This is a genomic window from Streptomyces flavochromogenes (assembly GCF_000717595.1).
GTDB lineage: Bacteria > Actinomycetota > Actinomycetes > Streptomycetales > Streptomycetaceae > Streptomyces > Streptomyces flavochromogenes.
Genome location: NZ_JNZO01000012.1, coordinates 82,897 through 97,432 on the forward strand (window position 1 = coordinate 82,897; position 14,536 = coordinate 97,432).

The following is a 14,536-nucleotide window of genomic DNA, read 5'->3' on the forward strand; positions in this document are numbered from 1 at the left end:
GCCACCTCGCTCGTACGGTGAAGACATGACCACGCACACGAACACCCTCGACATCACAGCGCCGACCGAGTACGCCCACGAGCACGCCCCGCGCCTCCCCCTCGCCGAGCGCGTCCCCGAGTTCTACCGGGCGATGCTGCGCCTGGAGACGGCGGCTGCGAAGGACATCGACCCGACCCTGTACCACCTGATCAAGATCCGGGCCTCGCAGATCAACCACTGCGCCTTCTGCATCGACATGCACTCCAAGGACGCGCTGGCCGAGGGCGAGACCGTCGAGCGGATCGTGCAGCTCTCCGCCTGGGAGGAGTCCCGGCACTTCTACACCGAGCGGGAACTCGCCGCCCTCGCGCTGACCGAGTCCGTCACCGTCCTCACCGACGGCTTCGTCCCCGACGAGGTGTACGCGCGCGCCGCGAAGCACTTCGACGAGACCGAGCTCGCCCGTGTCATCGGCGCGATCGTCGTGATCAACGCGTGGAACCGGATCGCCGTCACCACCCGGATGACGCCCGGCCACTACACCCCGCGCAGCGCGTGAGCACCACCGGGAGCGGGCCCGGGGGTTCGGCGGCACAGGTCCTGCGCGGCCTCCACCGGGACCGGGCGGCCGGCGATCCGCTGGTGCTGCCCGGCCCGTGGGACGCGGTCAGCGCCCGCGCCTTCGAGGCGGCCGGGTTCCCGGCGCTCGCGACGCCGAGCGCCGCGATCGCGGACTCCCTCGGGTACGAGGACGGGGCGACCCCCGCGGCGGAGATGTTCGCCGCCGTGACCCGGATCGTCCGGGCCGTCTCCGTGCCCGTGACGGCGGACCTGGAGGGCGGCTACGGGCTGCCGGCACCCGAACTGGTGGAACGCGTACGGGAGTCCGGGGCCGTCGGCGTGAACCTGGAGGACACCGGGCCGAGCGGTGAGCTCAAGGACCCGCGGGCGCACGCCGAGTGGCTGGCGGAGGTACGGGCCGCAGCGGGACCCGAACTCTTCGTCAACGCGCGCGTGGACACGTACATCCGCGGGACGTCCGGACCGCTGGAGGCGGCGATCGCCCGCGCCCTGCTCTACGCGGAGGCCGGGGCGGACTGCGTCTACCCGATCGCCGCCCCGGCCGCGGACCTCCCGGCCCTGCGCGCCGCCCTGGGCGGCCTCCCGCTCAACGCACTGGCCGCCCCGCACGGCGGCCCGGCCTTCGCCGAACTCGGCCGGCTCGGCGCGACCCGGATCACCTTCGGCCCCGGCCTGCTCCTGCGCGCGCGGGACGACCTGGCCGCACTGGCGACGGGGATCCGCGAGAACGCGAGGGGTTGAGACCTCCCCGTCCCGGCCGCAGCGCCGGCACTTCGCTCACCTCGGCGCCGTGCGGCGCCCCGCGCGTCTCAGCCGCCGAGCAGCGCGCCTGCCGCCTGTCCGACGGCCACGCCCGAGGCGAGGATCCCGGTCACCGCGCCCGCGTCCGTGAGAGCGCGGCGCACCCGGGTGAGCCGGCTCGCGTCCGCGCGGCCCGTGCTCTCGATCTCGTCCTCGGCGTCGGAGAGTTCGCCGTCCAGGACGGCCGTCTGCTCCGTGGGGACGACCCCGGCGAGGTCGGCACGGAGCCGGCGGATGGCCCGGAGGAGCTCCTCCTGCTGCGGGTCACGGGCCGCCGGGGCCCCGTACACCGTGCTGGTGACGGTGTTGTGGTCGCCGATGGTGACGTTGCCCCCGGCGTTGGTGACGTGGATGCCGCCCGCCGTGTCCCCGGTCCCGGTCACGATTCCTCCGATGCCGCCGATGCCTCCGGTGTTCAACCACCCCAGCCTACGGCCGGCTCGGGGCCCGTTCCGGAGCATGAGAAACGGCGCCCCCGAGCCGTACGGTCGGTCGTACGGTTCGGGGGCGCCGGGCGCGTGGAGCCGGGACTCAGATGAGGCCGAGCTCGCGGACCGCGTCGCGCTCCTCGGAGAGCTCCTTCACCGAGGCGTCGATCCGGCCGCGCGAGAAGTCGTTGATCTCCAGGCCCTGGACGATCTCGTACGTGCCGTCCGTGCAGGTGACGGGGAAGGAGGAGATGAGACCCTCCGGGACGCCGTACGAGCCGTCCGACGGGATGCCCATGGAGGTCCAGTTGCCCGCGGCGGTGCCGTTGACCCAGGTGTGGACGTGGTCGATGGCGGCGTTCGCGGCCGAGGCGGCGGAGGAGGCGCCACGGGCGTCGATGATCGCGGCGCCGCGCTTGGCGACGGTCGGGATGAAGGTGTCGGCCAGCCAGGCCTCGTCGTTGACGACCTCGGCGGCGTTCTTGCCGGCGACCTCCGCGTGGAAGATGTCCGGGTACTGGGTCGCCGAGTGGTTGCCCCAGATGGTGAGGCGCTTGATGTCCTCGACCGAGGCGCCGGTCTTCTGGGCCAGCTGCGTCAGCGCGCGGTTGTGGTCCAGGCGGGTCATGGCGGTGAAGCGCTCGGCCGGCACGTCCGGGGCGGACTGCTGGGCGATCAGGGCGTTGGTGTTGGCCGGGTTGCCGACGACGAGGACCTTGATGTCGTCCGCGGCGTGGGCGTTGATGGCCTGACCCTGCGGCTTGAAGATGCCGCCGTTGGCGGCGAGCAGGTCGCCGCGCTCCATGCCCGGGCCGCGCGGGCGGGCGCCCACGAGCAGGCCGATGTTGGCGCCCTCGAAGCCCTTGTTCGGGTCGTCGAAGATGTCGATGCCCTTGAGCAGCGGGAAGGCGCAGTCGTCGAGCTCCATGGCGGTGCCCTCGGCGGCCTTCACGCCCTGCGGGATCTCGAGGAGGCGCAGCTTGACCGGCACGTCCGCGCCGAGCAGGTGGCCGGAGGCGATGCGGAAGAGCAGCGCGTAGCCGATCTGGCCGGCCGCGCCGGTCACGGTGACATTCACGGGAGTGCGGGTCATGGCGATCTCCGTAAGACAGCTGGCGGTGGGGGTCCCTGCCCCTGGTGCGGGATAGCTCTCTTGATCGATCGGTGTCTCGACATGAAGAGATATCCAGCGGTCAGGCTATCCGACCCGGACCCCGCTGAATCCCCACCCCCTTGTGGTCCGGCTCACTGCCGCCCGTCCGCGCGGCCGCGGTCACCCGTCCGCGTGCGCGTTCACGGGCTGGTGGTGCACCCTTCGGCGCCGTCGGCGAGCTGCCCGCAGGCCCGTGCGGCCGTGCGCGAGGTGACGGCGACCATCGGCGTGTACGCGTCGGTCTCCTTCGCCACCGTGTCGGTGCCGGCGGCGACGGTCGCCCGCCGCTCGGCGTCCCCGGCGCGGATCGTCACGGTGTCCCGGGGCGCGCCGCCGGTGAGCCGGGCCCAGGCCGCCCCGCAGGTCTCGCTGTAGCGGACCTCGACCTGCGCGGCGCCGACGACGGCGCGGGCGACGGTGGTGGCGAGGGGGCCGCCGCATCCCATGGCCTCCGGGTCCTGGCCCGTGCAGTCCGGTCCCGCGCACCGCACTCCCGGGGGCAGGCTGGCGCGCTGGGTGGTGGGCGGGGCGGTCATGGTGGGCGGGGCGGCCGCCTTGTCGCCCTCGCCCCGGCTCCCGGAACCACCGAGGTCGACGAGGAGCAGGGCGGCGGTGACGACGAGCAGCGCGCCGATGACACCGGTGGCGGAGAGCAGGACCTTGCGGCGGCGGGAGTCGGGGGTGCGCCCGGGAGATGCGTCGGGGGTGGGGACGGGGTCGCGGGGCGGGGGCACGGGGGCGCCGGGAGCGGGAGCGCCGGGGGCGGGCGGGCTTGTCGAGGCCGGCGTGCCCGGGGCCGGCGGCGGCGCTGCGGGGCGGGGCCCGTCCACGCGCCGGATCTGCAGGGTGCGGTCGTCACCGCCGGGACCGCTGCGGTGGCCGCCGTCCCCGGACTCGCGCTCGCCACCCTCGACCGGCGCGGCGGTGCGGGCCCAGGCGCGCTCCGCGCGCTCCCAGTCGGTCGCGAGGGCCGCCGGGTCGCTGCCGGTCACCTCGGCGAGGGCCACGACGGCGCTCCGGGGGACGGGCCGACGGGCGTTCAGGTACGTGTTCCAGGCGGACCGTTCGTGCCCGGTGCGCTCGGCGACGGCCGTGACGCCGAGGCCGCTGCGGTCGATGAGGCGACGGAGGCGTTCCGTGAACGCACGGACGTCCGGATCGAGTTCCTCCGGCAGCGCCTTCCAGCCAGGCATGGCGGTCCCCCTTGTCCCGTGCCTCCCCTGCTCCACCGAAGGATGGCAGGTCCGGGGGCGATGCGCGCCCCGGATGCGCGGCCGAGGTACCGGAATGGTCACTTCCGTGCCACAGGGACCTGTCGGCCCTTGAACCAACCTTGGCACGTACATGACCCTTGTTCGCAGCGGCGCCCGCCCTCCCACGGGGGAGAGGGCGGGCGCCGCGCCACCTGCCGTCCGGGTCGTCCGGACCTCAGGCGACCGTCATGTGACCGTCAGATGGAGGACGTCCTCCAGGAACGGGATCCTCAGCCAGGGCGACGGCTGCACCATGAGCGCGAGCAGCACGATCAGGCCACCCATGACCCCGTACGTGATCATGTCCGTGAAACGGGACCGTACGGCGAGCATGCCCACCGAGGGCAGCACCCGGCGCAGCGCGGCGCCCACGAGCAGCGCCGCGCCGACCAGCATCGTGCCGATGCGGAACGACTGCGGGACGACGTCCGTCCCGACCACGAGCAGACCGATCCCGGCAAGGCCGAGCACGGTGAGCAGCGGCCACTGCCGGGCAGGCGCCGGGGCGTCGCCGGAGGCCGCCCGGCCGCCGCCCTCGGGCCGCGCGGTGTCGGTGGTGAGGCTGGGCGCGGGCCGCTTCCAGGCCGGGGCACCCCCGGTCGACGTACCACCGGCCGGGGCACCCCCGGTCGCAGCGCCGGAGCCCGAGGCGCGCGCGCCCGACGCCCGGGCGCTCCCGTTCTTCGAGGGGCCGTCGGCCACCCCGTCCGGGGTCCCGGCTGTGCCCGGGGTCCCGGGGGTCACGTCAGAGCGCCGCGGCCGCGCGCTCGGCGGCCTCGACGACGTTGACGAGGAGCTGGGCGCGGGTCATCGGGCCGACGCCGCCGGGGTTCGGGGAGATCCAGCCGGCCACCTCGGAGACGCCCGGGTGCACATCGCCGACGATCTTGCCCTCGCCGTTGCGGGAGACGCCCACGTCGAGGACGGCCGCGCCCGGCTTCACGTCCTCGGGCTTGATCAGGTGCGGGACACCGGCCGCCGCGACGATGATGTCGGCGTTCCGCAGGTGCGCCGAGAGGTCCCGGGTACCGGTGTGGCACTGGGTCACGGTCGCGTTCTCGGAGCGGCGGGTGAGGATGAGCGGCATCGGGCGGCCGATGGTGACACCGCGGCCGACGACCACGACCTCCGCGCCGTTGATCTCCACGCCGTGCGCGCGGAGCAGCGTGATGACGCCGTTCGGCGTGCAGGGCAGCGGGGCGGGCTCGTTGAGGACGAGCCGGCCGAGGTTGGTCGGGTGCAGACCGTCGGCGTCCTTGGCCGGGTCCATCAGCTCCAGGATGCGGTTCTCGTCGATGCCCTTGGGGAGCGGGAGCTGCACGATGTAGCCGGTGCAGGCCGGGTCCTCGTTGAGCTCCCGTACGACCGCCTCGATCTCCTCCTGGGTGGCGGTGGCGGGCAGCGTGCGCTGGATCGAGGCGAGGCCGACCTGCGCGCAGTCGCGGTGCTTGCCGGCCACGTACTTGTGGCTCGCCGGGTCGTCGCCGACCAGGACGGTGCCGAGTCCGGGTGTGACGCCCCGCTCCTTGAGGGCCGCCACACGGACGGTCAGATCGGACTTGATCGCGGCTGCGGTGGCCTTGCCATCGAGAATCTGGGCGCTCATGGAGACATCCTCCCGGATGACCCCCGCCTTGTTCCAATTCGCTCGTGCCGGGCGGCCGATCACACGGAGCGACGGGTTGCACTTGCACAACTCCGATGCGTATCGACTGGACAAAAAGTCGACGTTGCGACCACGATGATCGGCGAAGTACCGCGGAAAGTGCCGGGGGGAATCCGCTCACATCCCGTGAAAAGTCCTCCGCGCGGGCCGCGTCGTCCCCGCACATGGAAATTCACGGAGGAAACCCGCGATGAGCTTCGGTGACCCGAACAACCCGTACGGCCAGCCGCAGGGCCAGCCGCAGGGCCAGCAGCCCGGTTACGGCTACCCGCAGCAGGCCCCCCAGGGCGTGCCGCCGCAGCAGGGCTACGGCTACCCGGCGGCTCCGCCGGTCTCCCCGTACGGCGGGGGCGGCTACCCGGGCGTGGCCATGGACATGCCCGGTGGTGTGAAGGCCGCGCGCGTCATGATGTGGATCAGCGCCGCGTTCAACGTCATCGGCGGCCTCGCCGTGATCGGCATGTCCTTCGCGCTCGACAGCGAGCTGGAGAAGTCCGGCGCCTCGTCCGCCGACGTCGATGCCTTCGCCGACCTGGGCCAGGGCATCCTGATCGGCCTCGGCGTCTTCTCGCTGATCTTCGCCGCCGTCGGCATGGTGCTCGCCGCCAAGTTCCGCTCCGGCGGCAACGGCGTCCGGGTCGGCACGATCGTCTACTCCTCGATCAGCGTGCTGTTCAGCCTCTTCTCGCTGCCCCTGGGCATCGTGGGCCTCGCCCTGGCCGTCCTGGTCATCGTCTTCGTGGCGAAGTCGGACGGCTCGGCCTGGTTCAACCGCAACAAGCAGCAGTACTGATCCACACATGGCTGGGGGCCGGTTTCGTACGGGAAGGTCGTCATCCCGGTGGCGACGGCGGTCGCCCTGGTGCTCGCCGCGAACCTGCCGCTGCGGGAGCTGACGAAGCCGGAGACGTACCGGACCCAGTAGACCCGGTGGTCCGCCGTGAGGTGGGCGAGGAGCGAGACGTCCGCCTCCACGCTCGCGCCCTCCGGCACCGCGCCGACCGCCGCCCTCGCCTGCTCGGCCCGGATGTCCGTCCGGTACGTCTCCGGCTTCGTCAGCTCCCGCAGCGGCAGGTTCGCGGCGAGCACCAGGGCGACCGCCGTCGCCACCGGGATGACGACCTTCCCGTACGACCACCGGCATCAGGATGGCGCTGTAGTGCCAGTGCATGCCCCAGTGGTTGGGGTCCTGGGAGAGGAAGCGCCAGCCGAGCGTGGGCAGCACGAGCAGGATCAGCGGGGAGCGCAGGGCGAGGAAGCCGGTGATCGCGAGCAGGAAGACCACCATCTCCCAGCGCTCGCCCGAGGTGAGCGCGTCACCGATGACCTGCCCGAAGGAGGTCTCGGTGCCCTGCCCGGTCTTCTCGATCTTCGACCAGTAGTCGTACTCGCCGACCCGGCTCGCCGCCGGGATCAGGACGAGGACGGTCAGCGCGAACGCCGCCGCGCCGAAGCCCGCCAGGGCCGCGCCGAGTCGCTTCTGCCCCTTCAGGAAGAGGACCACGCCGACCATCGAGACGGTCAGGCCCATGTCCTCCTTGACCAGGACGAGCGGGGCGGCCCAGGCGGCGGCCGCTGTCCAGCGCCCGAGGAGCAGGGCCCGGCAGGTCAGGGCGAGCATCGGGACGGCGAAGGCGATCTCGTGGAAGTCGGACTTGACGGCTTCCTGGAGCCCCCAGGAGAGCCCGTACGCGAGTGCGAGGCCGATGCCGGCGGCCCGGCTGCCGAGGATCTGCTGGGTGGTGCGGCCGACGACGACGGCACCGAGGGCGAAGAGCGCGGCCTGGGCGAAGAGCAGTGAGACCGGCGAGGACCAGACCCAGTACAGCGGCGCGAGGAGCGCCGTGACGGGGCTGAAGTGGTCGCCGAGTATATGGAAGCCGGGGCCCTTGATGTCGACGACCGGGGCCCGGAACTCGGCGTACGCCCGGACGGACTGCCCGAAGATCCCGAGGTCCCAGGACGGGGTGCGGAAGTGCGCGTACTGCACCCAGGAGTAGAGGAAGTACAGGCCGCACAGGACGCCCGCGAGGATCAGGTACGGGCGGAGCGGGGCCGGCGCGAGGCCGTCCGGCGACTCGGTGCCGGTGGCGCCCGGAGTGCCGGTGTCGGCCTCCTCGGCGGACCTGTTCTGTACGTCCAACACCACGCCCCCACCACCAGTGGTCGACAAAAGAGCAACCCATTAGACCAGAATCCACTCGATCGGCGGATCCGCCGCCGCACGGGGTCACCGGGTGTCCAGCCGCACCTGGTGGGTGGGCCGCCGGCCCCGGCCGACGCCGACGGGCGGCCCGCCGACGCCCGGGAAGGGTGTCTGCGGGCCGCCCGTCGCTGCCACGGCTCAGTGGAAGAAGTGGCGCGTCCCCGTGAAGTACATCGTCACGCCCGCCTTCTTCGCGGCCTCGGTCACCAGCTCGTCCCGCATTGAGCCGCCGGGCTGCACGACCGCCTTCACGCCGGCCGCGGTGAGGATCTCCAGGCCGTCCGGGAAGGGGAAGAAGGCGTCCGAGGCGGCGTAGGAGCCGCGCGCCCGCTCCTCGCCGGCCCGCTCGACCGCGAGCTTCGCGGAGTCGACGCGGTTGACCTGGCCCATGCCGACGCCGACCGAGGCGCCGTCCTTGGAGAGCAGGATCGCGTTGGACTTGACCGCGCGGCAGGCCTTCCAGGCGAAGGCGAGCTCGGCGAGCTCCTCGGCGGACAGGGCCTCGCCCGTCGCCAGGGTCCAGTTCGCCGGGTCGTCGCCCTCGGCCTGGAGGCGGTCGGTGACCTGGAGGAGCGCGCCGCCGTCGATCGGCTTGACCTCGACCGGGTTGCTCGGGGCGCCCTCGGCCTTGAGCACGCGGATGTTCTTCTTCTTGGCGAGGACCTCGACGGCCCCGTCCTCGTACGCCGGGGCGACGATGACCTCGGTGAAGATCTCCGCGACCTGCTCGGCCATCGCGACCGAGACGGGGCGGTTGACGGCGATGACGCCGCCGAAAGCGGACAGCGGGTCGCAGGCGTGCGCCTTGCGGTGGGCCTCGGCGACGTCGGCGCCGATCGCGATGCCGCACGGGTTGGCGTGCTTGATGATCGCGACGCAGGGCTCGGTGTGGTCGTACGCGGCCCGGCGCGCGGCGTCGGTGTCCGTGTAGTTGTTGTACGACATCTCCTTGCCGTGCAGCTGCTCGGCCTCGGCGAGGCCGCCCGTGCCGTCGACGTACAGCGCGGCGCCCTGGTGGGGGTTCTCGCCGTACCGCAGGACGTTGCTCCGCTCGTACGTGGCGCCCAGGAAGTCGGGGAAGCCCGACTCGTCGGCGGCCGCGTAGTCGTCGGCGAACCAGGAGGCGACGGCCACGTCGTACGCGGCGGTGTGCTGGAAGGCCTCGGCCGCGAGCCGCTTGCGGGCGGTCAGGTCGAAGCCGCCGGCCTGGACGGCCGCGAGGACGTCGGCGTACCGCTCGGGGCTGGTCACGATCGCCACGGACGGGTGGTTCTTGGCCGCCGCGCGCACCATCGACGGGCCGCCGATGTCGATCTGCTCGACGCACTCGTCGGGAGTGGCGCCGGAGGCGACGGTCTCCTTGAACGGGTAGAGGTTCACGACGACCAGGTCGAAGGGCTCCACCCCGAGCTCGGCGAGCTGCTCGCGGTGCGACTCAAGGCGCAGGTCGGCGAGGATGCCGGCGTGCACGCGCGGGTGGAGGGTCTTGACGCGGCCGTCCAGGCACTCGGGGAAGCCGGTCAGCTCCTCGACCTTGGTGACCGGCACACCGGCGGCGGCGATCTTCCCGGCCGTGGAGCCGGTGGAGACGAGCTCGACACCGGCCTGGTGCAGACCGCGGGCCAGCTCCTCGAGCCCCGTCTTGTCGTAGACGCTGACCAGCGCGCGGCGGATGGGCTTAACCGTGTCCGTGTTCACCGACATGAACCTTTCGTCCCTCAATGCGATAGCCGTGCCGGGCGAGGCGCCCCACGACGTCGACGAGCAGTGAGCGCTCGACTTCCTTGATGCGCTCGTGCAGAGCGGCTTCATCGTCCTCGTCCCGCACCTCGACCACGCCCTGGGCGATGATCGGGCCGGTGTCGACACCGTCGTCGACGAAGTGGACGGTGCACCCGGTGACCTTCGCGCCGTAGGCGAGGGCGTCACGCACCCCGTGGGCACCGGGAAAACTGGGCAGCAGAGCCGGGTGGGTGTTGACGACCCGGCCGCCGAAGCGGGCGAGGAACTCCTTGCCGACGATCTTCATGAAGCCGGCCGAGACGACGAGATCCGGCTCGTACGCGGCGGTGGCCTCGGCGAGGGCGCGGTCCCACTCCTCGCGGGTGGCGTGGTCCTTGACCCGGCAGACGAAGGTCGGCAGTCCGGCGCGCTCGGCGCGCTCCAGACCTGCGATGCCGTCGCGGTCGGCGCCGACGGCGACGATCTCCGCGCCGTAGCCCTCGGGGTCCGCGGCGATGCCGTCGAGGAGGGCCTGCAGATTGGTACCGGAACCGGAGACCAGGACGACGAGGCGGGCGGCAGCCACTGGGTCACTCTTTCCGTGGTGTTTGTACGGTCGTACGAACGAATCGTGCCGCTCGATACGGGGAACCCTACGAATGGCTCGACCGTCAGCAACGATACCGGCACACCGGACGGCCCCCACGGGACGGGGGCGGAGCAGGGCGGTAGCGTCAAGGTCCGACGCCGGACGCGCACCCGACCAGCACCGGTCGAAGACACGAACGGCGGCACACGAGACAGCAGCGGAGACCACGGGTGCGGCCGTGGTCGCGACGACAGAGGGAAGACGTTCAGCAGATGCCGGAACGCCAGTCCACGGACGACAACAACCCGTTCGCGCCGCCGCCCGAGGGCAGGCCGGATCAGCCGTGGCAGCCGCGGCGACCGGAGGGCTCGGACGACGAATCGTCCGGGGGCTCCGGGTCGTCGGGGCCGTCGGACGGCCGCTGGAGCCCGCGCCAGCCGGGCCGCTCGAACGACGGCTTCGGCCGTGGGCCCGAGGGCCAGGGCGGCGGCCAGGGAGGCCCGGAGGGCGGACCCGGACAGGGTGGGCCCGGCCAGGGCGGCACCGGAGGACGCGGACTCCGCTGGGACCCGACGGACCCGGCGCAGCGCCGCGCACGGTACGCGATCCTCGCCGGCATGTGGGCCTTCTTCTTCGCCATCTTCGAGATCCCGGAACTGGCGCTGCTGCTCGGCGCCCTGGGCGCCTACTGGGCGATCAGCTCGCTGCGCGCCAAGCCGAAGCCGGCCGACGAGCTGTCGCCGACCTCACAGTCGCCGGCCGGGCCGGCGTCCCGGCCCGCGGGCCAGGCGCCGGGGCAGCCCGGCCGGCCTTCGGGGCAGGGCGCCACGGCGGCCCCGCTCCGCTCGATGCGGACGGCCGCGATCAGCGGCCTGGTCGCGGCGAGCGTGGCCCTGATGATCGTCGCCGTGGGCTTCACCATGCAGCTCGTCTACAGCGACTTCTACGAGTGCCGTGACGACGCCCTCACCCACGCCGGCCAGCTGGCCTGCAACGACCTCCTTCCGAAGCCGCTGCGCGCGGGCTTCGGGGTCCGGGAGTAGCGCGACGGTCATCGCCTAGTCGGCGGACGGCGCCGGGGGCGGGAGCGGGGGCGCGCCCGGTTCCCAGGCCGCCGGGAGGTAGTCGTAGGGCTCGAAGGCGGAGTCACCGTACGGGTCGTAGGCGTCGTACGGCGGATCGTCGTCGAACCCGGGGGCGGCGACGGCCGCCTTCGCACCGGCCGTTCTCCCGGCGGGGGCCTTCGGGGGCGTTTTCGGCTGGGCCTTCTCGCCTTCCGGGCCGTCCGGGGTGGACGGGGCCGGCGGAGGTACGAGGCCCGCCGCGGGGGCGGGGCGGGCCTCGGACTCCGTGCGCTCGGCGGCCACCGCCTGCACCGGCGCCGCCGAAGCCTCCGCCGGCAGGGGCTTCGCGCGCGGGATGCGGCGGCCCCAGGCCCGTACGCCCAGGGCCACCGGCACCCCGACACAGGCACCCCACAGGACCGTCGCCGAGCCCGTCTGCCACCACACCGGGCCGAACGCCGACAGCCGGGCCGTGCCGAGCGGGCCGCCCGCCGCGGCCGAGAGGACGGCGACCACCGCACCGCAGACCCAGGCCGTGCCCAGCGCCGTCAGCGCCGTGTCCCGGGCCGTCCAGGTCCGCGCCGAGCGGCCCACCCGGCCGCCCTGGAGCAGCACGGCGGCGAGCGGGGCCGCCGCGGCCGCCCAGTGGATCCAGCCGCCGCGCCCGTCGTCGGGCAGCGCGGCGAGCAGCGGGAAGGGCGGCGCGGCCGGGTCACCGGCAAGGCCCAGCGGGGTCGCGAACGCGCCCGTGCCGAGGGTGAAGCCAGGCCCGAGTCCGTACGCGGCTCCCCAGACGGCCATGTTCGGCAGCAGCGCGAGAACCAGCAGCAGCACCGCCGCCCGCCCCGACCACTCCCCGGCGAGACCCGCGTACGCGGCCTGCGCCTCGCCCGCGTGCCAGGCCAGCGAGACCGCCGCGACGACCGCGCCCCCGCCGAGCAGCGTGACGAGCCCGAGCCCGGCCGCCCGCAGGGCCGCGGCCGTCTGGGGCTGTTCGGGGAGAGGGCGTCCGAACGCCGTCCAGACGCCCGTGCCGGCCGCGCCGACCACGACGGCGGGCAGCCAGAGCCCGGCGCCGAGCAGCTCCGCGGGCAGCGGGCCGCTCTCGCTGTAGACCACGACCGCGGCGGCGACCAGGAGGTACCCGCCGGCCACGGCGCAGACCGCGCCGCTCGCGGAGGGAGGCCGCCGGTCGCTTCCGTCGGCCACGTCGAGGGTGTCGCGGACGGCCCGGTGGACGAGCCAGACGGGCAGGACGGCCAGGAGCATCGGCACGATGCCGAGGGGCGCGGGCAGTCCGGACAGGGTGTCCGTACGGACGAGGTCCACGCCGTGCGCGAGCAGCCAGAGCCCGGCGGCCAGATGCAGGGCGCCGCCGGGGCCGCTGTCGGGGTACGGGGAGCTGATCCAGCCGGCGGTCACGAGGACCGCGAGGGCGCCGAGTCCGAGTCCGGCGGCGACCCCGCCCCGGACGCAGGCGGTGGCTAGCGCGGCGGAGCGGCGGCCGTGGACCAGGGGGTGCGCGGTCTCGGTCACATGGGTCACGGGGTCATGCTGCCAACGACACGCGCTTTTGCCGCGTAACAGGCAAACCTCCGCTGTGTCGCTCAATATACGTTTATGTACTTTTCCGCCCACAGCAGCTCTGCGGGAGGTCGACGCCGATGAGCCGGAGCACCGCGGATTCCGCATCCTCCGCCACCCTGCCGCCCCCGAAGGAGCGGCGCAGGTTGCGTGAGGCCCTCGCCCTGAGCGAGGAGCAGGTCGCCGAGGCCATGGGCGTCACGAAGGCCACGGTCAGGGCATGGGAGACCGGGCGTTCGGCACCACGGGGCCGCAAGCTCGAGGCGTACGCGAAGCTGCTCGGCACGTCCGGGCCGGACGACGCGCCGATCTCCGCGGAGGCGGCACCCGCTGCCCCCTCGGACCCCTCGCACCCTTCGGAGCAGTACCCGAAGCCGTGGTACGGGCCATCGTCACCCGCACGGCCGCAAGCCCCGGCGAGAACACAGGGACAGGCACCCGCCCCCGCGGCGCACGTCCGCCCCAAGGCCGCGGCCAAGCGGGCCGCCAAGCCGCCGAAGGCCCCCTCCCCTTCCCCGGCCATCGCCGCGGGCCCGGCCCGCAAAGGCACCCCGAAGCCACAGGAACGGCTGAAACCGGTCGCGGCCGAGGCCCCGTGGGTCGCGGAGGAGCCGCCCCCCGGGCCCCCCGCCGTGCCGGGGCTCACCCCCGAGGAGGCGTTCGACGCGCTGTACGCGCACGCGGCGCCCGGTCTCGTCCACCAGACGTATCTGCTGACCGGCCGGCGGCGGCTCTCCCGGGAGTCGGTCGAGCACGCCTTCCACCGCGCCTGGGAGCACTGGCCTGAGGTCGCCGTCGACGCGGACCCGGTGGGCTGGGTGCGGGCGACGGCGTACGAGTACGCCCTCTCCCCCTGGCACCGGCTGCGGCGTACCCACAAGCACCCGGACGCCCCGCCCCCCGAGGCCGGCCGACGGGCCCTGCTCACCGCGCTCCTCGAACTGCCGGCGCCGTACCGCCGTACCGTGCTGCTCTACGACGGGCTCGGGCTCGACCTGCCGGAGACGGCCGCCGAGACCGAGGCGAGCACCCCCGCCGCGGCCAACCGACTGCTGCACGCCCGTACGGTCCTCGCGAAGCGGGTCCCCGGACTCACCGACCCCGACGCCCTGCACGATCGGCTCGGCGCGCTGGTCACGGAGGCGCCCACGACGGCCCTCCCGGCGGCCCGCACGGTCCGGAGCGGCAGCGAGCGCCGGACACGGACGTGGACACGCGCGGTGCTGGCGGTGACGGCGGTCCTCATCGGTGTCACGGGCCTCACGGCGGCGACCGCGCCGACCCGCTACATCCCGGTGAACGCCCCCGGCGAGACCGTCAACGGCGTTCCGGTCCGCGGCGGCCCGCAGAAGCTCCGCCCGGAGGACCTGGAGCTCCGCGACAGACTGCGCTCCGAACCGAACCCGGGCCCGGAGCGGCTGATCCCGGCCGCCGAATGACGACCGGGCGACCGCCGCCGCATACGAGAGGGCCCCGCCCCGCCCGGTCACCCGGGCGAGGGCGGGG

At 73.8% G+C, this 14,536-nt stretch carries 13 protein-coding genes and 1 pseudogene; 5 read left to right on the top strand and 9 right to left on the bottom strand.

Translation table 11 applies throughout. The features are described from left to right. The first annotated feature begins 25 nt into the window (after positions 1 to 25). Together IF00_RS0115645 and IF00_RS0115650 are read left to right on the top strand one after the other, a co-directional pair. The gene (locus tag IF00_RS0115645; RefSeq protein ID WP_030318474.1) at positions 26 to 541 is read left to right on the top strand and encodes a carboxymuconolactone decarboxylase family protein; all 516 of its coding nucleotides are present in this window, start codon (positions 26 to 28) and stop codon (positions 539 to 541) included. Next, positions 538 to 1,305, top strand: coding sequence for an isocitrate lyase/PEP mutase family protein (locus IF00_RS0115650; RefSeq protein WP_030318476.1), 768 nt, complete (start codon positions 538 to 540; stop codon positions 1,303 to 1,305). The genes IF00_RS0115645 and IF00_RS0115650 overlap by 4 nt, the downstream gene beginning before the upstream one ends. 68 nt (positions 1,306 to 1,373) lie before the next feature. Here the strand turns inward: IF00_RS0115650 and IF00_RS0115655 are convergent, their stop codons facing one another. The 5 genes from IF00_RS0115655 to IF00_RS0115675 form a co-directional block, all read right to left on the bottom strand. After that, positions 1,374 to 1,784, bottom strand: a complete 411-nt coding sequence (locus tag IF00_RS0115655; protein WP_245234541.1) for a hypothetical protein — start codon at positions 1,782 to 1,784, stop codon at positions 1,374 to 1,376. A 112-nt stretch (positions 1,785 to 1,896) separates the two neighbouring features. Further along, positions 1,897 to 2,886 carry a malate dehydrogenase gene (locus tag IF00_RS0115660; RefSeq protein ID WP_030318479.1) on the bottom strand — a complete coding sequence of 330 codons (990 nt, stop codon included), beginning with the start codon at positions 2,884 to 2,886 and terminating at the stop codon, positions 1,897 to 1,899. A gap of 200 nt (positions 2,887 to 3,086) precedes the next feature. Next, positions 3,087 to 4,139, bottom strand: coding sequence for a helix-turn-helix domain-containing protein (locus IF00_RS0115665; protein ID WP_030318481.1), 1,053 nt, complete (start codon positions 4,137 to 4,139; stop codon positions 3,087 to 3,089). Positions 4,140 to 4,385: 246 nt separating this feature from the next. Next, entirely contained in the window at positions 4,386 to 4,901 is a 516-nt protein-coding gene (locus tag IF00_RS0115670; RefSeq protein ID WP_425338330.1) for a DUF3017 domain-containing protein, read from the bottom strand. A 43-nt stretch (positions 4,902 to 4,944) separates the two neighbouring features. Then, the gene (locus tag IF00_RS0115675; RefSeq protein WP_030318483.1) at positions 4,945 to 5,805 is read right to left on the bottom strand and encodes a bifunctional methylenetetrahydrofolate dehydrogenase/methenyltetrahydrofolate cyclohydrolase; all 861 of its coding nucleotides are present in this window, start codon (positions 5,803 to 5,805) and stop codon (positions 4,945 to 4,947) included. A gap of 250 nt (positions 5,806 to 6,055) precedes the next feature. Between IF00_RS0115675 and IF00_RS0115680 the strand changes: the two genes are divergently transcribed. After that, a complete protein-coding gene (locus tag IF00_RS0115680) occupies positions 6,056 to 6,658 on the top strand; it encodes a hypothetical protein (RefSeq protein ID WP_030318484.1) in 603 nt (200 codons plus the stop codon). A 122-nt stretch (positions 6,659 to 6,780) separates the two neighbouring features. On the opposite strand, the pseudogene IF00_RS43765 reads toward IF00_RS0115680, so the two are convergent. The 3 genes and pseudogenes from IF00_RS43765 to purN form a co-directional block, all read right to left on the bottom strand. Beyond that, positions 6,781 to 8,011: pseudogene (locus IF00_RS43765) on the bottom strand (DUF2079 domain-containing protein); the annotation flags it as partial. A 198-nt stretch (positions 8,012 to 8,209) separates the two neighbouring features. Next, positions 8,210 to 9,775 (bottom strand): bifunctional phosphoribosylaminoimidazolecarboxamide formyltransferase/IMP cyclohydrolase, encoded by a 1,566-nt coding sequence (gene purH / locus IF00_RS0115700; RefSeq protein ID WP_030318489.1) that lies wholly within the window; start codon positions 9,773 to 9,775, stop codon positions 8,210 to 8,212. Beyond that, the gene (gene purN, locus IF00_RS0115705; protein ID WP_030318490.1) at positions 9,750 to 10,379 is read right to left on the bottom strand and encodes a phosphoribosylglycinamide formyltransferase; all 630 of its coding nucleotides are present in this window, start codon (positions 10,377 to 10,379) and stop codon (positions 9,750 to 9,752) included. The genes purH and purN overlap by 26 nt, the downstream gene beginning before the upstream one ends. Positions 10,380 to 10,654: 275 nt before the next feature. On the opposite strand from purN, the gene IF00_RS0115710 reads away from it, so the two are divergent. After that, entirely contained in the window at positions 10,655 to 11,425 is a 771-nt protein-coding gene (locus tag IF00_RS0115710) for a hypothetical protein (protein WP_030318491.1), read from the top strand. 15 nt (positions 11,426 to 11,440) lie between these two features. Here the strand turns inward: IF00_RS0115710 and IF00_RS0115715 are convergent, their stop codons facing one another. Next, positions 11,441 to 12,991 (bottom strand): cell division protein PerM, encoded by a 1,551-nt coding sequence (locus tag IF00_RS0115715; protein WP_051820282.1) that lies wholly within the window; start codon positions 12,989 to 12,991, stop codon positions 11,441 to 11,443. 119 nt (positions 12,992 to 13,110) lie between these two features. Between IF00_RS0115715 and IF00_RS0115720 the strand changes: the two genes are divergently transcribed. Then, positions 13,111 to 14,469, top strand: a complete 1,359-nt coding sequence (locus IF00_RS0115720) for a transcriptional regulator (protein ID WP_030318495.1) — start codon at positions 13,111 to 13,113, stop codon at positions 14,467 to 14,469. Positions 14,470 to 14,536: the final 67 nt, after the last annotated feature.

Bases quoted from the DNA above. Each gene is read 5' to 3' on its own strand.
- IF00_RS0115645 (WP_030318474.1), top strand. From the start codon at position 26: ATGACCACGCACACGAACACCCTCGACATCACAGCGCCGACCGAGTAC.
- IF00_RS0115660 (WP_030318479.1), bottom strand. From the start codon at position 2,886: ATGACCCGCACTCCCGTGAATGTCACCGTGACCGGCGCGGCCGGCCAG.
- IF00_RS0115665 (WP_030318481.1), bottom strand. From the start codon at position 4,139: ATGCCTGGCTGGAAGGCGCTGCCGGAGGAACTCGATCCGGACGTCCGT.
- IF00_RS0115675 (WP_030318483.1), bottom strand. From the start codon at position 5,805: ATGAGCGCCCAGATTCTCGATGGCAAGGCCACCGCAGCCGCGATCAAG.
- IF00_RS0115680 (WP_030318484.1), top strand. From the start codon at position 6,056: ATGAGCTTCGGTGACCCGAACAACCCGTACGGCCAGCCGCAGGGCCAG.
- purH (WP_030318489.1), bottom strand. From the start codon at position 9,775: ATGTCGGTGAACACGGACACGGTTAAGCCCATCCGCCGCGCGCTGGTC.
- IF00_RS0115710 (WP_030318491.1), top strand. From the start codon at position 10,655: ATGCCGGAACGCCAGTCCACGGACGACAACAACCCGTTCGCGCCGCCG.
- IF00_RS0115720 (WP_030318495.1), top strand. From the start codon at position 13,111: ATGAGCCGGAGCACCGCGGATTCCGCATCCTCCGCCACCCTGCCGCCC.